Genomic DNA, 16,653 nt, shown 5'->3' on the forward strand with positions numbered 1-16,653 from the left:
CGCCGCAAATCACCGGTAAGGAGCGTCGGCTGCGCGGGCTTCGGCGATCTGGTTTTCATAGCGATCGCCAACGGCCAGCAGCATCTCTTTGGTGTAGTACAAATCACCGCGCTTCTCGCCGTGGTACTCCAGCACGTGCGTCTCGACGATCGAATCGACCGGGCAGGACTCTTCGCAGAAACCGCAGAAGATGCACTTGGTCAGATCGATGTCGTAACGCGTGGTGCGGCGCGAACCGTCGTCACGCTGTTCCGATTCGATGGTGATGGCCATCGCCGGGCACACCGCTTCGCACAGTTTGCAGGCGATGCAGCGCTCTTCGCCGTTCGGATAGCGGCGCAGCGCGTGCAGGCCGCGGAAGCGCGGCGACATCGGCGTCTTCTCTTCCGGGTACTGCACGGTGATTTTGCGCGAGAACATGTACTTGCCCGTCAGCGCCATCCCTTTGATCAATTCGGCCAGCATGAAGCTGCCGAAAAAGTCTTTTAATCGTTCCATTTTCTCTTGTCCTTACTTCCAGATATTCCAGGATGTCTGCATCCAGCCGGCCACGAACACCAGGTACACCAGCGTCAGAGGAATGAACACTTTCCAGCCCAGACGCATGATCTGGTCGTAGCGGTAGCGTGGGAAGGTACCGCGCACCCAGATGAAGACCGACACCAGGAAGAACGCCTTGGCGAACAGCCAGAAGAAGCCGCCGAAACCGCCCCAGAATTCGAGGAAGGCGAACGGTGCGGACCAGCCGCCCAAGAACATGATCGAACCGATGGTCGCGATCAGGATCATGTTGGCGTATTCGGCCAGCATGAACATGGCGTAGGCCATGCCCGAGTACTCGACCATGTGGCCGGCGACGATCTCGGACTCGCCCTCGACCACGTCGAACGGGTGGCGGTTCGCTTCGGCCAGGCCGGAGGTCAGGTAGACCACGAACAGCGGCAGCAGCGGCAGCCAGTTCCACGACAGGATGTTCAGACCCTGGTCGGCCATCATGCCGCGCTGCTGCATGGCGACGATGTCGCCGAAGTTCAGCGAGCCCGAAACCATCAGGATCACGACGAACACGAAGCCCATCGGGATTTCGTAGGAAATCATCTGCGCCGAGGCGCGCATCGCGCCCATGAACGAGTACTTCGAGTTCGACGCCCAGCCGGCGATGATGATGCCGTAGACTTCCATCGAGGTGATCGCCATCAGCAGCAGCAAGGCGGCGTTGACGTTGGCCAGCACCGCTTCCGGACCGAAAGGCACCACCGACCATGCGGCCAGCGCCGGCATGATGGTCATGATCGGACCGATGACGAACAGGCCCGGGTTGGCCTTGGCCGGCATGATGATCTCTTTGAACAGCAGCTTGAGCGCATCGGCGATCGGCTGCAGCAGGCCCATCGGACCGACGCGGTTCGGACCGACGCGGATCTGGATCCAGCCGATGAACTTACGTTCCCACAGCGTCAGGTAGGCGACAAGGCCCATCAGCGGCAGCAGGACGACGACGATCTTGATCATCGTCCAGACGATAGGCCACACCGGCGCGATCGGGCTGGTGGCGCCCAGGTCATACAATGTAGTGACGAATTCAGGCAGAGCCATTATTTACCCTCCCCTGCTTTTTCAACGGTGATAGGACCGAACATGCCACCCAGTGCGGCGGTCGACGGATGGGCCGCTGCGACGCGCACGGCGTTCGCTGGCAGGCTTGCATCGACGGCGGCGACCAGGATGGCGCTGCCCGAACCTTGCGTTACCTTGACGGTGTCGCCGGCGGCGACGCCCAGCTGCTGCGCCAGCGCGGCCGACAGATGCGCTTTAGGCGCGGCCGAATCGGCCATCTTCTGCAACGACTCGGCGCGGCGCACAACGGCGTCGGCGAAGTAGATCGGCACGTCGGCGATACGTTCGGTGCCGGTGGTCTCGATCGAACCGGCGAAGTTGGACGCCACGACGGCTTGCTTGCTCGTGTTGTTCAGCTTTGCCGCGAAGTTTGCGAAACCGTCTCCAGCGCCAACGACTTCGTCGCGGATCGCTTCCGAGGTGTCGTAGTCGAAACCGGCCAGGCCGAGGATGTTACCGAGCACGCGCAGCACTTTCCACGCGGGGCGGGTTTCCAGCAGCGGCTTGACGGTGCCGTTGAAGCTTTGCGGACGGCCTTCGCAGTTGACGAAGGTGCCCGAGGTTTCGCTGAATGGCGACACCGGCAGCAGCACGTCGGCGTAGTCCATGCCATGTTTGTAGGCGGACATGACGACGACCATCTCGGCTTTTTTCAGCGCGGCGACGGCGGCTTGCGGGTTGTAGGCGTCCAGTTCCGGCTCGACGTTCAGCAGGATGTAAGCTTGCTTAGGTTCGGTGAAGGCCGGAGCCTTGGCGCCGTTGGCGTTGACCAGGTAGGCGCCGACGGTGTTGGCGGCTTCGGTCAGGTAGCCCAGCTTGGCGCCGGTTTGTTCGGCGATCCATTGCGCGGCGGCGTGCAGCGCGGCGGCTTGCGGGTGTTGCGTTGCCGCGTTACCCAGGAAGACGCCTTTGTTCTCGCCCGATACCAAGGACGCGGCGATCGCGGTCGCGGCGTCCGACGCCTCGACGCCTTCGAAGCCGGCGGGCGCCGAGACTTCCTTGGCCTTGGCGACAGCCACCACCACTTGCGACAGCGCGGACAACCACTCCGACGGCGCGGCGATCATCTTGTTCGCCACTTTCATCAGCAGGTCGTCGTCGGTCGCGTTCAGGATCGACAGCTTGGCGCCGCCCTTGACGGCGGTACGCAGGCGCGTCGCCAGCAGCGGGTGATCCTTGCGCAGGAAGGAGCCGATCACGAAAGCGCGGTTCAAGGCGCCGAATTCGGTGATGCTCATGCCCAGCCAAGGCGTCACGTCCGACAGCGAGAAATCGCTGTGGCGCAGGCGCGTGTCGACGCTGTCCGAGCCCATGGCGCGGGTCAGCTTTTGCAGCAGGTGCAGTTCTTCCAGGGTCGAATGCGGGGTGGCCAGCGAAGCCAGCGCCTTGTCACCGTGTTCGTGCTTGATGTTCTTCAGGCCGTGCGCCACGTATTCCAGCGCGGTCTGCCAGCTCACTTCTTTCCACTCGCCGCCCTGCTTCAGCATCGGCTGGGTCAGGCGGTCGTTGGCGTTCAAGCCTTCGTAGGCGAAGCGGTCCTTGTCCGAGATCCAGCACTCGTTGACGGCGTCGTTTTCCAGCGGCAGCACGCGCATGACCTTGCCGCCCTTGACCTGAACGATCAGGTTCGAACCCAGGCCGTCGTGCATCGACACCGATTTGCGGCGCGACAGTTCCCACGTACGGGCGCTGTAGCGGAACGGCTTGGACGTCAGCGCGCCGACCGGGCACAGGTCGATCATGTTGCCCGACATTTCAGAGTTGACGGTCTGGCCGACGAAGGCGGTGATTTCCGAGTGCTCGCCACGGCCGATCATGCCCAGCTCCATGACGCCGGCCACTTCCTGGCCGAAACGCACGCAGCGGGTGCACTGGATGCAGCGCGCCATCTCCTGCATGGAGACCAGCGGACCGGCGTCCTTCGGCACGACGACGCGCTTGTCTTCCTCGTAGCGCGACTCGCCCTTGCCGTAGCCGACGGCCAGATCCTGCAACTGGCATTCGCCGCCCTGATCGCAGATCGGGCAGTCCAGCGGGTGGTTAATCAGCAGGAATTCCATCACGGACTTCTGGGCCTGCACGGCCTTGTCCGACGCGGAGCGCACGATCATGCCGGCCGAGACCGGCGTGGCGCATGCTGGCAAAGGCTTGGGGGCCTTCTCCACTTCGACGAGACACATGCGGCAGTTCGCGGCGATCGACAATTTCTTGTGATAGCAGAAGTGCGGAATGTAGGTTCCCAATTTGTTGGCGGCGTCCATCACCATGCTACCAGCAGGGACTTCGACTTTTTTGCCGTCTATTTCGATTTCAACCATGGTGATCGTTACCTGACGCAGCTTAGATGTAAGCGGGCACTAAGCAATGCTTGTGCTCGACGTGATATTCAAATTCTTCGCGGAATTGCTTGATGAACGCGCGCATCGGCATGGCCGCCGCGTCGCCCAGCGCGCAAATGGTGCGGCCCTGGATGTTGTCGCAGATCGAGTTCAGCACGTCCAGATCCGACGGACGGCCCTGGCCGTTTTCGATGCGGTGGATCATGCGGTACATCCAGCCGGTGCCTTCGCGGCAAGGGGTGCACTGGCCGCACGACTCTTCAAAGTAGAAGTACGCCAGGCGTTCCATCGCCTTGACCATGCAACGCGTTTCGTCCATGACGATGACGGCGCCCGAACCGAGCATCGAACCGGCCTTGGCGATCGAGTCGTAGTCCAGGTCGGTGTTCATCATCAGTTCGCCACGGATCACCGGTGCGGACGAGCCGCCGGGGATGACCGCCTTGATCTTTTTGCCGCCGCGCATGCCGCCTGCCAGTTCCAGCAGTTTGGCGAACGGCGTGCCCAGCGGGACTTCGTAGTTGCCCGGCAGTTCAACGTCGCCCGAGATCGAGAAGATCTTCGAACCGCCGTTGTTCGGACGACCCATGCCGAGGTACTTTTCCGGTCCCATGTTCAGGATGAACGGGACGGCGGCGAAGGTCTCGGTGTTGTTGATGGTGGTCGGCTTGCCGTACAGGCCGAACGAGGCCGGGAAAGGCGGCTTGAAGCGCGGCTGGCCCTTCTTGCCTTCCAGCGACTCCAGCAGCGCGGTTTCCTCGCCGCAGATGTAGGCGCCATAGCCGTGGTGCGCGTGCAGCTGGAAGCTGAACTCGCTGCCCATGATCTTGTCACCCAGGAAGCCGGCGGCGCGCGCCTCTTCCAGCGCGTCCTCGAACTGCGTGTAGACCTCGAAGATCTCGCCGTGGATGTAGTTGTAGCCGACCGTGATGCCCATGGCGTAGGCGCCGATGGCCATGCCCTCGATCAATGCATGCGGGTTGTAACGCATGATGTCGCGGTCCTTGAAAGTGCCCGGCTCGCCCTCATCTGAGTTACATACCAGATACTTCTGGCCCGGGAACTGGCGCGGCATGAAGCTCCACTTCAAGCCGGTCGGGAAACCCGCGCCGCCACGGCCGCGCAGCGACGACGCTTTGAGGTCGGCGATGATTTGTTCCGGGGTGATTTTCTCTTCGAGGATCTTGCGCAGGGCGCTGTAGCCACCGCGCTTGACGTAATCTTCCAGATGCCAGTTTTTGCCGTCCAGGCCGGCCAGAATGACAGGGTCGATGTGACGATTGTGGAGTGACGTCATTTCGTATTGTTCCCGCTTAGTTCCTCGACGAGACCGTCGATTTTGTCGTTCGACATGAAGCTGCACATGCGGTGGTTATTCACCAGCATGACCGGCGCGTCGCCGCAGGCGCCCATGCACTCGCCTTCCATCAACGTGAACTTGCCGTCGGCGGTGGTGTCGCGGTAGTCGATGCCCAGCTTTTGCTTCAGGTGGTGCGCGGCGCGCTCCCCGCCCGACAGCGCGCACGGCAGGTTGGTGCACACGGTGATCTTGTGCGTGCCGACCGGCTTCAGGTTGTACATATTGTAGAAAGTGGCCACTTCCTGCACGGCGATCGCCGGCATCTGGATGTAGTCGGCCAGTTCCTGCATGGTTTCCGGCGAGATCCAGCCCAGTTCAACCTGGGCGTGGGCCAGCGAGGCCATCACGGCCGACTGGCGCTGGTCGGCCGGATACTTGGCCAATTCGCGATCGATTTTTTTTAAGCACTGCTCTGATAACAACATACTTTTACCTTTTAGCGGTCAATACTGCCGAACACGATGTCTTGCGTACCGATGATGGTCACGGCGTCGGCAATCATGTGTCCACGCGCCATTTCGTCCAGCGCCTGCAGGTGGGCGTAATCGGGTGCGCGCAGCTTCATACGGTATGGCTTGTTGGCGCCGTCCGACAGCAGATAGATGCCGAACTCGCCCTTCGGATGCTCCACCGCGCTGTACGCTTCGCCCGGCGGCACGTGGAAGCCCTCGGTGAACAGCTTGAAGTGGTGAATCAGCGATTCCATGTTGGTCTTCATGTCGACGCGGCCCGGAGGCGCGACTTTATGATTGCTGGTGATGACCGGACCTGGATTGTTGCGCAGCCATTCTACGCATTGTTTGATGATCTTGTTGGACTGGCGCAATTCCTCGACGCGGACCAGGTAGCGGTCGTAGCAGTCGCCGTTGGTGCCGATCGGAATATCGAAGTCCATCAGGTCGTACACTTCGTACGGCTGGTGCTTGCGCAGATCCCACTGGATGCCCGAACCGCGCAGCATGGCGCCGGTGAAGCCCATCGCCAGCGCGTCTTCCGGCGCCACCACGCCGATGCCGACGGTACGCTGTTTCCAGATACGGTTGTCGGTCAGCAGCGTTTCGTATTCGTCGACGTAGGTCGGGAAACGGCGGGTGAAATCCTCGATGAAGTCCAGCAGCGAGCCCTGGCGGTTCTCGTTCAGGTTGGCGATCGCCTTGTCCGAACGGATGATCGACGGCTTGTGCTGCGGCATCGAGTCCGGCAGGTCGCGGTAGACGCCGCCCGGACGGTAGTAGGCCGCGTGCATGCGCGCGCCCGACACCGCCTCGTAGCAGTCGAACAGGTCTTCGCGGTCGCGGAAGGCGTACAGGAACGGGCCCATCGCGCCGACGTCGAGCGCGTGCGCGCCCAGCCACATCAGGTGGTTCAGGATGCGGGTGATCTCGTCGAACATGACGCGGATGTATTGCGCGCGCAGCGGCACTTCCAGGCCCAGCAGCTTCTCGATGGCCATCACGTAGGCGTGCTCGTTGCACATCATCGAGACGTAGTCCAGACGGTCCATGTACGGCACCGACTGCAGGTAGGTCTTCTGCTCGGCCAGCTTCTCGGTGCCGCGGTGCAGCAGGCCGATGTGCGGATCGGCGCGCTGGATCACTTCGCCGTCCAGTTCCAGCACCAGGCGCAGCACGCCGTGCGCGGCCGGGTGCTGCGGACCGAAGTTCAGGGTGTAGTTCTTAATTTCAGCCATTTTTTACTTCCCGTAATTTTCTTCGCGGATCACGCGCGGCACGTTTTCACGCGGCTCGATGGTGACCGGCTGATAGATCACGCGCTTCTGCTCGGGGTCGTAGCGCATTTCGACATAGCCCGACACCGGGAAGTCCTTGCGGAACGGATGGCCGATGAAGCCGTAGTCGGTGAGGATGCGGCGCAAGTCGTTGTGGCCTTCGAACAGGATGCCGAACATGTCGAACGCTTCGCGCTCGTACCAGTTGACGGCGCGCCACAGCGGCACCAGCGACGGCAGCAGCGGCATTTCGTCGTCGGCGCAGAACGCGCGCACGCGCACGCGCCAGTTGTGCTGGATCGACAGCAGGTGCACGACGACGGCGAAACGCAGGCCATCCCAGGCGCCGTCGCCATAGCTCAGGTAGTCGACGCCGGCCAGGTCGATCAGTTGTTCGAAGCCGAGCGACTTGTCGTCGCGCAGCGTTTGCATCACGCCGTAGTAGTCGGCGGCCTTGACGGTGATGGTCACCTCGCCCAGCGCGACGGCGATACTAACGCGATCGCCCAGGGCGGTGCCGAGGGCGGTTTGCAGTTGTTCTAATTGTGTAGTCATCTTCTGAAGCGGCCTCGTTTAGCGTGCGATCGTGTTGGTGCGCTTGATCTTGTTTTGCAGCTGCATGATGCCGTACAGCAGGGCCTCGGCCGTCGGCGGACAGCCCGGCACGTAGACGTCCACCGGCACGATGCGGTCGCAACCGCGCACCACGGAGTACGAGTAGTGGTAGTAGCCGCCGCCGTTGGCGCACGAGCCCATCGAGATGACCCAGCGCGGTTCCGGCATCTGGTCGTAGACCTTGCGCAGCGCCGGCGCCATCTTGTTGCACAGCGTGCCGGCCACGATCATCACGTCGGACTGACGTGGCGATGGACGGAACACCACGCCGAAGCGGTCCATGTCGTAACGGGCAGCGCCCACGTGCATCATTTCGACCGCGCAGCAAGCCAGACCGAACGTCATCGGGAACATCGAACCCGTGCGCGCCCAGTTGATCAGCTTGTCGGCCGAGGTGGTGATGAAACCTTCGTTTAATACGCCTTCAATAGCCATGGCTTATTCCCAATCAAGGGCACCTTTCTTCCAGATATACCAAAAACCGACGACGAATTCAGCGATGAAGCTCATCATCACGAGGAACCCGTTCCAGCCCAGTTCGCGCACGGAGACGCCCCACGGGAAGAAGAATGCCGTTTCCAGATCGAACAAAATAAAGAGGATAGCGACGAGGTAGTAACGCACGTCGAATTTCATGCGCGCGTCTTCGAACGCTTCGAAGCCGCATTCATACGGGGAGAGTTTTGCCGCGTCGGGCTTGTTCGGACCGAGTACGTGGCCCAACACCTGGGGAAGGATCCCTACGCCGAGACCGACGAGGATAAACAACAGAACGGGGAGATAATTTTCGAGGTTCACGATTGATGAGCTTAAATTGAACGATCGGTTAGGGACTGCGAGGACTTGCGATGTTCCGCGGTGCTCTCTTAACGTTCGCCCCAATCGTACAACTTAGACCAGGATCGAACGACACATCCTCGTAAAAAAGCCAGCTCAGGTACACACTACTCCCTTGCTGGCCTCTATATATTTCTGGTGCCGACGACGAGACTCGAACTCGTACAGCTTTCGCCACTACCCCCTCAAGATAGCGTGTCTACCAATTTCACCACGTCGGCATAAGGCCGCTATTCTACTGTGTTTTCACGCTGTTGTTAATGCGTATTGCGCTAAAACAAGGAGAAAAACGATAAATCTTTACTTCTTTGATCACCCGATTGATTTTCCGGCCGGGGAACCGGAGGCACTTCTAAAACTACCGTAACTTCTGCCAAAACAATTGGCAAATGCCGCGCGGCCGATGGATTGCCGCGCCACTCAGACTGTAATTATATTACTTCGGGATCGATCCTGCAGGACCTGCCGGCGCCGGTGCCGCTGGAGCCGGCGCGGCCGGAGCTGCCGGTGCGGTCGCTGGCGCGGTCGGGATGGCCGCCGCGCCGGTTGCAGGCGCCGGGGCTGGCGCCGCTGGCAGCGCCTTGTCCATCACGCCGCCGCTGACCGTGCTGTGGCCTTGCGCCGAGATGTAGGCCAGCGCCAGGGTGGCGCTGAAGAAGATCGCGGCGGCGACGCCGGTCGACTTCGACATGAAGTTCGACGAACCGGTCGCGCCGAACAGGCTGCCGGAGGCGCCCGAGCCGAAAGCCGCGCCCATGTCGGCGCCCTTGCCGTGCTGCAGCAGGACCAGGCCGATGATGGCGATGGCCGAAACGACTTGCACGATGACTACAAGGTTGAAGAAGCTGCTCATGTTATTCCATTCAAAAAATTAAATAGTTTTGTATCGTTTTGTTTCACACCTGTTTATAAGCTGCCAACAGGCTGTTTTACCATCGCGTCATTACCGCTTGACTACCAATGCGGCAGTTACACAACACTTGGACTGCCCGCTTAGACGGCGTGGATGATTCCAAGGAAATCCACCGCCTTCAATGCGGCGCCGCCGATCAGGCCGCCGTCGATATCGGGCTGCGCCATCAATTCTTTCGCGTTTTCGGGCTTCATGCTGCCGCCGTACAGGATTTGCACGGTGGCCGCCGCCTCGGCGTTCTTTTGCTCCAGGCGCGCGCGCAGGAAGCGGTGGGCGTCCTGGGCGATTTGCGGCGTGGCCGTCTTGCCGGTGCCGATCGCCCAGACCGGCTCGTACGCCAGCACGACCTTGGTCAGCTCGGCTGGCGGGATCACGTCGAGCGCCGCCTGCAGCTGGCCGCAGATGACCGACTCGGTGGTGCCCGCTTCGCGCTGCTCCAGCGTTTCGCCGACGCAAATGACCGGGGTCAGGCCGGCCGCCAGCGCGGCGACAGCCTTTTGAGCGACCAGTTCGCTGCTTTCGTTGTGGTAGGCGCGGCGCTCGGAATGGCCGCACAGCACGTAGGTGGAAGCGAAGTCGACCAGCATGCTTGCCGCCACTTCACCCGTGTAGGCGCCGCTGGCGTGGACCGACAGGTCCTGCCCGCCCCAGGCGACCGGGGTGCCTTGCAGCTCGGCCTGGCACTGGGCTAGGTAAGGAGCGGGCACGCAGACCGCGCAATCGGCGCGCGGGACGCCATCGGCCTTGAGGCCGGCGACGACGCCGGACAGCAAAGCCGTGTTGGCGGCGCGATTGCCGTTCATTTTCCAATTGCCGATGACGAGTTTGCGTCGCATAGTAGCCTAAAATTCAATAACCCGCTATTTTAACGCGGGGCCGGGGGCGGGTCAAACCAGCCGGCGGCGAGGGGCCGGCGAAAATTGCAAAAATACCACGTCAAGCCGTTAGATTACTTGCAACATGATCTTGCCGACATGACTGCTGCTCTCCATCAACGCATGCGCGGCGGCGGCCTGCTCCAGCGGGAACACCGTATGGATCACCGGCTTGATTTTTCCCGCCGCCATGATCGGCCACACCTTTTTCAGCAGATTCCTGGCGATCGCGCCCTTGAACTCCACCGAGCGGGGGCGCAGGGTCGAGCCGGTGATCGTCAGGCGGCGGCGCAGCACCTGGCCCAGGTCGACGGTCGCCTTGCCGCCGCCCAGGGTGGCGATCAGCGCGATGCGGCCATCGTCGGCCAACGCCGCGATCTCGCGCGGCACGTAGTCGCCGCCGACCATGTCGAGGACCACGTCGACGCCACGGTCGTTGGTCAGCGATTTGACGACCTCGACGAAATCCTCGGTCTTGTAATTGATGCCGCGTTCGGCGCCCAGCTTGACGCAGGCGGCGGTCTTGTCGTCGCTGCCGGCGGTGGCGAACACGCGATGGCCCATGGCCGACGCCAGCTGGATCGCCGCCACGCCGATGCCGGAGGTGCCGCCCTGCACCAGCAAGGTCTCGCCGGCGCTCAGGTGGGCGCGGTCGAACACATTGCTCCACACGGTGAAATAGTTCTCGGGGATGGACGCGGCCTCGAGCATGCTCCAGCCCTTGGGAATGGGCAGGCACTGGGCCACGGGCGCCACGACATACTCGGCGTAGCCGCCGCCCTGCACCAGCGCGCAAACCTGGTCGCCGATGTCGAGGGTGGTGTAATCGAGGTCGCCGTCGACGATCTCGCCGGCCACCTCCAGGCCCGGCAGATCGGAGGCGCCCGGCGGCGGCGCGTAATTACCCATGCGCTGGAACACGTCCGGCCGGTTGACGCCGGCGGCGTGGACCTTGATCAGCACCTCGCCGGCCTTCACGACCGGCATCGGACGCTCGCACAGTTTCAGCACATCGGCCGGGCCGGGCTGGGTGATTTCAATCGCGCGCATGGGGCATCTCCGGATAAAACGGCGATTGTACGCGAGACGCCCCGGCGGCGCAGAGCGTGGGAGCGATCCGAGCCCTACCCTCCCCCGGTGCGCGATTTGGTCGGCAACGGCGTGTTCGGCTTCCACGCGGCCGACAACGCTTGCCCTTCCTCGATCTGCTCCTGCGTCATGTGCTTGACCACGGCCGAACGCTGCTCGGCGGCGTTGACCGAGCCCTTGGCCGCCGCCAGGTTCCATAACATGTAGGCGATCACGTTGTCCTGCGGCATGCCGGCCATCTGGTAACGGTACATCAGCCCCATGACCTGCTGCGCGTCCGGATGCCCCTGCTCGGCCGCCTTGCGGAACCAGCCGACCGCCTGCTTGTGGTCCTGGATCACGGCGTTGCCGGTGTAGTACATGGCGCCGACCACGTATTGCGCGTCGGCCTTGCCCTGCAGCGCCGCCTTGCGGTGCCAGCTGAGCGCCTGCTTGTAGTCCTGCTTGACGCCACGGCCCATGTAATACATCAGCCCCAACAGGTGCTGGGCGTCCGCGTTGCCGGCCTTGGCCAGGGGCGTGATCTCTTTTAAAGCCACCGCGTAGTTCTTGTTGTTGTAGGCGGTGGCGCCTTCGGCGAATCCAGCCATCGCACTCTGTTGCAGAGCAAGTGCGAGACCTATCGCTAGTATGAATTTTTTCATATCGCGTATAAGTGGGTACGTTTATTTGGTTTTATTTCCAACTTACCTTGCCCAGGCCGTCAACGGTGACGTTGCGGTTCAGGGGCTTGCCATAGACAATGACCGACCCGAGGCCGCTCAGGTTCAATGTCGCGTTGGCCGTGGCGTGGACGGTGGCGTTGCCCAGGCCGCTGAGGTCGACGTTGACCGACTCCGCCTGGAACTGCTGGGCGTTGAGTCCGCCCAACCCGCCGAGTGTGGCCTTGAGCAACTTGCTGCGCCCGCCGAGCGTGATGTAGCCGGCGCCGCGCAAGTCGAGCTCGACGCTCTCGTTCTCGCCGACCATCAGGTGCATCTTGCCGACGCCGCCCAGATTGGCCTTGAGAACCTTGTAGTCGACCACCGCCCTCATGCTGCCCGCCCCGTCCATCGTCAACGCCAGCTCGTCTCCGCTGAAGCCGCTGATGTCGGTCGTGCCGACGCCCTCGCAGACCACCTCGCGCAAACTCGGCAAGGTCAGCTCGGCGCGCGCGCTAGATCGCCCGACCTTGACGCCCCGCCCGCTGTCGCTGTCGAGGTATAAGGTGTCGCCGGTTTGCGCCGCGTTCAGCTTTTCCATGTCGCGCTTGTCTCCAGTGATACGCAGCGAGGGCATGTCGCCCTGCCGCATTTTGACGTCGATCACGCCGTCGAGCTTGACGCGCACGACGCGCGCGTCGATCGTCACCACGCGCGTTTCGCTCTCCTCGGCGGCGCTGGCGCGGGCAAACAGCGAACAGAACGCGGCAAACAGGAGGCCAAACTGGAAAAGCTTCGTCATCATCTCAATCCTCTGATATTTTTTAACAAGCTGGCAGTGGTCAATATAGCAACAATAGCGACGGCCGCCAACCACCCATGATGGATGTGGTCACTATATCAATCGCTGGAGCAACGCCGGCGCGGATTGCGACGAACTGCACAAAACGGCGACCGGGCGTCGAAAAACGGGAATGGGCGATGGTGGAAGCCGGGAGATTTTCAGGCCGGCAGGCGGATCGTCGCGTTCAGGCCGCCTTCAGGATGGTTCTGCAGTACCAGCTCGCCGCCGTGCGCCTCGATGATGCTGCGCGCGATGCCCAGCCCCAGGCCCATGCCGCCGTCGTTCTGCTCGCGGCCGTGCTCGAGCCGCACATAGGGCTCGAACAGGCTGGCGAAGGCCTCCTCCGGCACGCCCGGGCCGTGATCGCGCACCGTGATGGCGACCGCGCCCTTCTCGCCGCGCACGTCGATCTCGGCGCGGTCGCCGTAGAACAGCGCGTTGTCGAGCAGATTGCCGATGGCCCGCTTGAGCGCCAGCGGCTTGGCCCGCACCGACAGGCCGCTGTCGCGATAGCCCACCTCGTGCCCGGCCAGCCGCGCGCTGCGCACCAGGCGTCCCAGCATGGCGTCGAGTTTGACCTCGGCCGGGTTCTCGTGGATGTCGCTGTCCTTCACGCATTGCAGCGCGCCCTTGACCATCATGTCCAGTTCATCGAGGTCCTCTTCGAACTCGTTGCGCAGGACTTCGTCGTCGAGCAGCTCGGAGCGCAGCTTGAGGCGCGTGATCGGCGTGCGCAGGTCGTGCGAGATGGAGATGAACAGCCGGTCGCGGTCCTCGATGTAGCGCTGGATGCGCTCGCGCATGGCGCTGAAGGCGCGCGCGGTGTTGATGAATTCCCGGCTGCCCGTCTCCGGCAGCGGCGGCGCGCGGTCGTCCTGGCCGTTGCCGAAGGCGGCGGCGGCTTCCGACAGCGCCGCCAGCGGACGCGTGATCCAGCGCACCACCAGAAGGCACAGCAGCAGCACGGCCGCCAGCGACAGCCCTTGCAGCGCCAGGCGGTCCCACGCCAGCGGATCGTTACTGCTCAAGAAGTACGGGTTGGGCATCAGCGCCGCCATGTACAGCCAGTTGCCAGGTTCGATCTCCGTCTGTATCACCAAGATGGGCGCGGGGTCGGGCTGCAGCAGCAGGATGTGCTGCACCCAGGCGTCCGGCAGGTCGCTGAGGTGGACGTCGTTTTCCGACACCACCAGTTGATCCGGCCACGCGAACGCCAGGTGGAAGCCGGGGGAATGCGGCAGGTCGCTTTTGAGCGTCGCGCCGACGGTGTCGATGACGCTGCGTGCCAGCGGATGCTCGGCGATCCGCGTGACCGGCACGTAGGCTCGATTGAGGTTGACGAAAAAGCGCGTGCCGCCCATCTCACGCAGCTGCTGGATCAGCAGCAGGCGGTAGTTGGCCGGCAGGCTGCGGAAAAACCGGATCGCACCGGACGCGCTGTGCGCCACGTACTGCGACGCCGATTGCGCCTCCACCTGGGCCTTGGCGCGCAGCTGGCTGGCCCAGATGATGCTGGCGGCGAGTTGCGTCACCAGCAGTCCAGCCACCATCACCAGGGTCAGTCGCCCCAGCAGCGATTGCGGCAAAAGCCTGTGCAACCACATGGACAGCGCGGGCAGCCGTCTACGCATGCGAAACGCTGACGTCGGCCGAGAACACGTAGCCGGCCCCGCGCACCGTCTTGATCAGGGCCGGCTGCTTGCCGTCGTCGTTGAGCCGCAGCCGCAGGCGGCTGATCTGGACGTCGAGCGAACGGTCCAGCGGGCCGGCGTCGCGCCCGCGCGTCTCTTCGCACAACACGCCGCGGTCGAGGATCACTCCCGGATGCTCGGCGAAGTATTTGAGCAGCTGGAAATCGAGCCCGGTCAGCAGCACCGGGTTGCCGTCCCGGTCCACCACCTTGCGCTCCTTCAGGTCCAACGTGAAACCGACAAAGCGGTAGTATCGGGCCGATGGCGGTTCGACCGCGCTGCGCCGCAGGATGGCCTTGATGCGCGCCAGCAGCTCGCGCGGGCTGTACGGCTTGGCGATGTAATCGTCGGCGCCCAGTTCGAGGCCGACGATGCGGTCCGTTTCGTCGGAGCTGGCGGTCAACATGATGATGGCGACGTTGGAACGCTGGCGCACCTGCTTGCACAGCGCGAAGCCGTCGGTGTCCGGCAGCATGACGTCGAGGATCACCAGCGACAGCTGGTCGGCGTGCGCCTGCAGTTCGGCCAGGAAGCTCTCGCCGTTGTGCGACAAAATCACCTCGTACTGGTTCTTCTCCAGGTAGGTCTTGAGCAGCACGCGGGTTTTTTGGTCATCATCCACGATCAGTATCTTGCGCACCGGGTGCTCCTTGGCTTCTGAGGTTGAATAGTCGGAACAGCGCGCCCAGACGCCGCTGCGCCTGCGCCGGCGTGGCCCTGTCATCGAGAAAATAACGGTGGACCTCGGCGATGATGGCGTCGCGGCTGGCCTCGTCGGAGGCCATGCGGTGCACCAAGCTGGGAGCCTGCACCGCCGCGCCCTGCGCGAAGATGGTCCAGGAGGCGCGCGCGCAGCCGTCCATGCGCGCCGGGTCGGCGTCGCGCCGCACAGACACGGCGCCCTTGAGCGCATTGAAATCGGCCTGCACCGACGGCGACACCAGCACCCGCGCCATCTTTTCCTGCGCCGGCCTGTGGCGGTTGGCGCCGGCGAACATCGTCAGGGTATCGACGCTGTAGAGGTGGTACCTGGCCGTCCCCGGCGCGGCGGCGCAGCCGTAGTCCTCGTCCAGGGTCATGCCGCGTTCGGCCAGCTCCGGCTTGGCCCAGTCGCCCATGATCATCATGCCCGCCTCGCCGCGCGCGAATTGGCGCACCACCTCGGGCCAGGGCCGTTCCTCCATCTCGCGGCCGATCCAGCCCTTGACGATGCGCAGCCGTTCCAGCACCTCGGCGGTGCGGCGATCGGCGGCGGCCGCCGGACTGCGCTTGACCAGCAGCTCGCGATAGAACTCCGGTCCGCTCTCGGCCAGCACCAGGTTTTCGAACAGCGCGGCCACCTGCCACGACTCGCTGCTCTGCGCCAGCGGCGCCACGCCGGCCGCCCTGAGCTTGCGGGCGGCGGCTTCGAATTCGGCCCAGGTGCGCGGCGGCGTGAGTTGGAGCCGTGCGAACAGCGCGCGGTTGTAGTACAGCGTGTTGACGCGATGGATGCCAAGCGGCGCCGCCACCACGTGGCCGCGGTGCTGAATCAGCTTTTGGACCGTTGGGAAGAGGAAGCCGTTCCAATCGCCGGCGCTGGCGACGCCGTCGATTTCCAGCAGGAGCCCCAGTTCGGCCCATTCGGCGACGGAGGCGCCGATGATCTGCGTGACCTGCGGCGCGTCGCCGGCCAGCACGCGGCCCTTGAGCACCTTGCCGGCGCCGATGCCGGCGCCGCCCGGAATGGCGGCGTCCTTCCACACCAGTCCCTCGTCCGCCATGCGCGCGGCCAGCAAGTCCGCCGCCTTGCGCTCGCTGGCGGAAGTCCACCAGTGCAGCACTTGCAAGGTGTTGGCCGGGGCCTGCGCCGGTGGCGGCGACACCGGCGACGCCGACGCCGGCGATAAAGCGCCGCGGTCGGCGGCACAGGCCGTGGTGGCGAACAGGACGAACGTGAATGCGCGGATGGCGGATGCGCGGCGCGCGCTCGAACGAAATCGTAACCGGCCTAACCGGGGCGGGAGTACTTTTTCCATCGACGCTATCACTCATCATCCCTGAGAAAACAGTGCGATGATTATAACGGAGATGACCGCCTCCGGGGACGGCCCGTCATGCCGG

17 protein-coding genes and 1 tRNA gene are annotated in these 16,653 nt (G+C 63.4%); all 18 read right to left on the minus strand.

The window, feature by feature from the left end; genetic code table 11:
* Nucleotides 1–9: 9 nt before the first annotated feature.
* Nucleotides 10–498, minus strand: a complete 489-nt coding sequence (gene nuoI / locus MRBLMU1_RS19080) for an NADH-quinone oxidoreductase subunit NuoI (RefSeq protein ID WP_090314443.1) — start codon at nt 496–498, stop codon at nt 10–12.
* A 12-nt stretch (nt 499–510) separates the two neighbouring features.
* Nucleotides 511–1,596, minus strand: a complete 1,086-nt coding sequence (nuoH, locus tag MRBLMU1_RS19085) for an NADH-quinone oxidoreductase subunit NuoH (RefSeq protein WP_315214686.1) — start codon at nt 1,594–1,596, stop codon at nt 511–513.
* Nucleotides 1,596–3,935, minus strand: a complete 2,340-nt coding sequence (gene nuoG, locus MRBLMU1_RS19090) for an NADH-quinone oxidoreductase subunit NuoG (RefSeq protein ID WP_363504191.1) — start codon at nt 3,933–3,935, stop codon at nt 1,596–1,598. The genes nuoH and nuoG overlap by 1 nt, the downstream gene beginning before the upstream one ends.
* Before the next feature lie 22 nt (nt 3,936–3,957).
* On the minus strand, nt 3,958–5,253 hold the full coding sequence (nuoF, locus tag MRBLMU1_RS19095; RefSeq protein WP_008450345.1) for an NADH-quinone oxidoreductase subunit NuoF: 1,296 nt from the start codon (nt 5,251–5,253) through the stop codon (nt 3,958–3,960).
* On the minus strand, nt 5,250–5,741 hold the full coding sequence (gene nuoE / locus MRBLMU1_RS19100; RefSeq protein ID WP_363504195.1) for an NADH-quinone oxidoreductase subunit NuoE: 492 nt from the start codon (nt 5,739–5,741) through the stop codon (nt 5,250–5,252). The genes nuoF and nuoE overlap by 4 nt, the downstream gene beginning before the upstream one ends.
* 11 nt (nt 5,742–5,752) lie before the next feature.
* The gene (locus tag MRBLMU1_RS19105) at nt 5,753–7,006 is read right to left on the minus strand and encodes an NADH-quinone oxidoreductase subunit D (protein ID WP_315214675.1); all 1,254 of its coding nucleotides are present in this window, start codon (nt 7,004–7,006) and stop codon (nt 5,753–5,755) included.
* Nucleotides 7,007–7,009: 3 nt separating this feature from the next.
* Entirely contained in the window at nt 7,010–7,600 is a 591-nt protein-coding gene (locus MRBLMU1_RS19110; RefSeq protein WP_090314447.1) for an NADH-quinone oxidoreductase subunit C, read from the minus strand.
* 18 nt (nt 7,601–7,618) lie between these two features.
* The gene (locus tag MRBLMU1_RS19115; protein ID WP_008450353.1) at nt 7,619–8,095 is read right to left on the minus strand and encodes a NuoB/complex I 20 kDa subunit family protein; all 477 of its coding nucleotides are present in this window, start codon (nt 8,093–8,095) and stop codon (nt 7,619–7,621) included.
* A gap of 3 nt (nt 8,096–8,098) precedes the next feature.
* Complete coding sequence (locus MRBLMU1_RS19120; RefSeq protein ID WP_090314448.1) at nt 8,099–8,458, minus strand: NADH-quinone oxidoreductase subunit A; 360 nt, start codon at nt 8,456–8,458, stop codon at nt 8,099–8,101.
* A gap of 175 nt (nt 8,459–8,633) precedes the next feature.
* A tRNA-Leu gene (locus MRBLMU1_RS19125) sits at nt 8,634–8,718 on the minus strand.
* A gap of 215 nt (nt 8,719–8,933) precedes the next feature.
* Entirely contained in the window at nt 8,934–9,350 is a 417-nt protein-coding gene (gene secG, locus MRBLMU1_RS19130; RefSeq protein WP_363504202.1) for a preprotein translocase subunit SecG, read from the minus strand.
* A 140-nt stretch (nt 9,351–9,490) separates the two neighbouring features.
* Nucleotides 9,491–10,246: a triose-phosphate isomerase gene (gene tpiA / locus MRBLMU1_RS19135; protein ID WP_363504205.1), complete on the minus strand. Its 756-nt coding sequence runs from the start codon at nt 10,244–10,246 to the stop codon at nt 9,491–9,493.
* A 108-nt stretch (nt 10,247–10,354) separates the two neighbouring features.
* Nucleotides 10,355–11,335 (minus strand): NAD(P)H-quinone oxidoreductase, encoded by a 981-nt coding sequence (locus tag MRBLMU1_RS19140; protein ID WP_363504208.1) that lies wholly within the window; start codon nt 11,333–11,335, stop codon nt 10,355–10,357.
* Between the two features lie 74 nt (nt 11,336–11,409).
* Nucleotides 11,410–12,018 (minus strand): tetratricopeptide repeat protein, encoded by a 609-nt coding sequence (locus MRBLMU1_RS19145; protein ID WP_363504211.1) that lies wholly within the window; start codon nt 12,016–12,018, stop codon nt 11,410–11,412.
* 31 nt (nt 12,019–12,049) lie between these two features.
* Nucleotides 12,050–12,820: a GIN domain-containing protein gene (locus MRBLMU1_RS19150; RefSeq protein WP_363504213.1), complete on the minus strand. Its 771-nt coding sequence runs from the start codon at nt 12,818–12,820 to the stop codon at nt 12,050–12,052.
* A gap of 197 nt (nt 12,821–13,017) precedes the next feature.
* Nucleotides 13,018–14,490 (minus strand): ATP-binding protein, encoded by a 1,473-nt coding sequence (locus MRBLMU1_RS19155; protein WP_363504216.1) that lies wholly within the window; start codon nt 14,488–14,490, stop codon nt 13,018–13,020.
* Nucleotides 14,483–15,190, minus strand: coding sequence for a response regulator transcription factor (locus MRBLMU1_RS19160; RefSeq protein ID WP_363504219.1), 708 nt, complete (start codon nt 15,188–15,190; stop codon nt 14,483–14,485). Before MRBLMU1_RS19160 ends, MRBLMU1_RS19155 begins: the two co-directional genes overlap by 8 nt.
* On the minus strand, nt 15,165–16,568 hold the full coding sequence (locus MRBLMU1_RS19165) for an ABC transporter substrate-binding protein (protein ID WP_363504222.1): 1,404 nt from the start codon (nt 16,566–16,568) through the stop codon (nt 15,165–15,167). Before MRBLMU1_RS19165 ends, MRBLMU1_RS19160 begins: the two co-directional genes overlap by 26 nt.
* Between the last annotated feature and the right edge of the window lie 85 nt (nt 16,569–16,653).

Source organism: Burkholderia sp. LMU1-1-1.1 (assembly GCF_040675865.1).
Lineage (GTDB): Bacteria > Pseudomonadota > Gammaproteobacteria > Burkholderiales > Burkholderiaceae_D > Rugamonas.

Coding starts and splice junctions, on each gene's coding strand:
- nuoI (WP_090314443.1), bottom strand. CDS start 498: ATGGAACGATTAAAAGACTTTTTCGGCAGCTTCATGCTGGCCGAATTG.
- nuoH (WP_315214686.1), bottom strand. CDS start 1,596: ATGGCTCTGCCTGAATTCGTCACTACATTGTATGACCTGGGCGCCACC.
- nuoG (WP_363504191.1), bottom strand. CDS start 3,935: ATGGTTGAAATCGAAATAGACGGCAAAAAAGTCGAAGTCCCTGCTGGT.
- nuoF (WP_008450345.1), bottom strand. CDS start 5,253: ATGACGTCACTCCACAATCGTCACATCGACCCTGTCATTCTGGCCGGC.
- nuoE (WP_363504195.1), bottom strand. CDS start 5,741: ATGTTGTTATCAGAGCAGTGCTTAAAAAAAATCGATCGCGAATTGGCC.
- MRBLMU1_RS19105 (WP_315214675.1), bottom strand. CDS start 7,006: ATGGCTGAAATTAAGAACTACACCCTGAACTTCGGTCCGCAGCACCCG.
- MRBLMU1_RS19110 (WP_090314447.1), bottom strand. CDS start 7,600: ATGACTACACAATTAGAACAACTGCAAACCGCCCTCGGCACCGCCCTG.
- MRBLMU1_RS19115 (WP_008450353.1), bottom strand. CDS start 8,095: ATGGCTATTGAAGGCGTATTAAACGAAGGTTTCATCACCACCTCGGCC.
- secG (WP_363504202.1), bottom strand. CDS start 9,350: ATGAGCAGCTTCTTCAACCTTGTAGTCATCGTGCAAGTCGTTTCGGCC.
- tpiA (WP_363504205.1), bottom strand. CDS start 10,246: ATGCGACGCAAACTCGTCATCGGCAATTGGAAAATGAACGGCAATCGC.
- MRBLMU1_RS19140 (WP_363504208.1), bottom strand. CDS start 11,335: ATGCGCGCGATTGAAATCACCCAGCCCGGCCCGGCCGATGTGCTGAAA.
- MRBLMU1_RS19145 (WP_363504211.1), bottom strand. CDS start 12,018: ATGAAAAAATTCATACTAGCGATAGGTCTCGCACTTGCTCTGCAACAG.
- MRBLMU1_RS19150 (WP_363504213.1), bottom strand. CDS start 12,820: ATGATGACGAAGCTTTTCCAGTTTGGCCTCCTGTTTGCCGCGTTCTGT.
- MRBLMU1_RS19155 (WP_363504216.1), bottom strand. CDS start 14,490: ATGCGTAGACGGCTGCCCGCGCTGTCCATGTGGTTGCACAGGCTTTTG.
- MRBLMU1_RS19165 (WP_363504222.1), bottom strand. CDS start 16,568: ATGGAAAAAGTACTCCCGCCCCGGTTAGGCCGGTTACGATTTCGTTCG.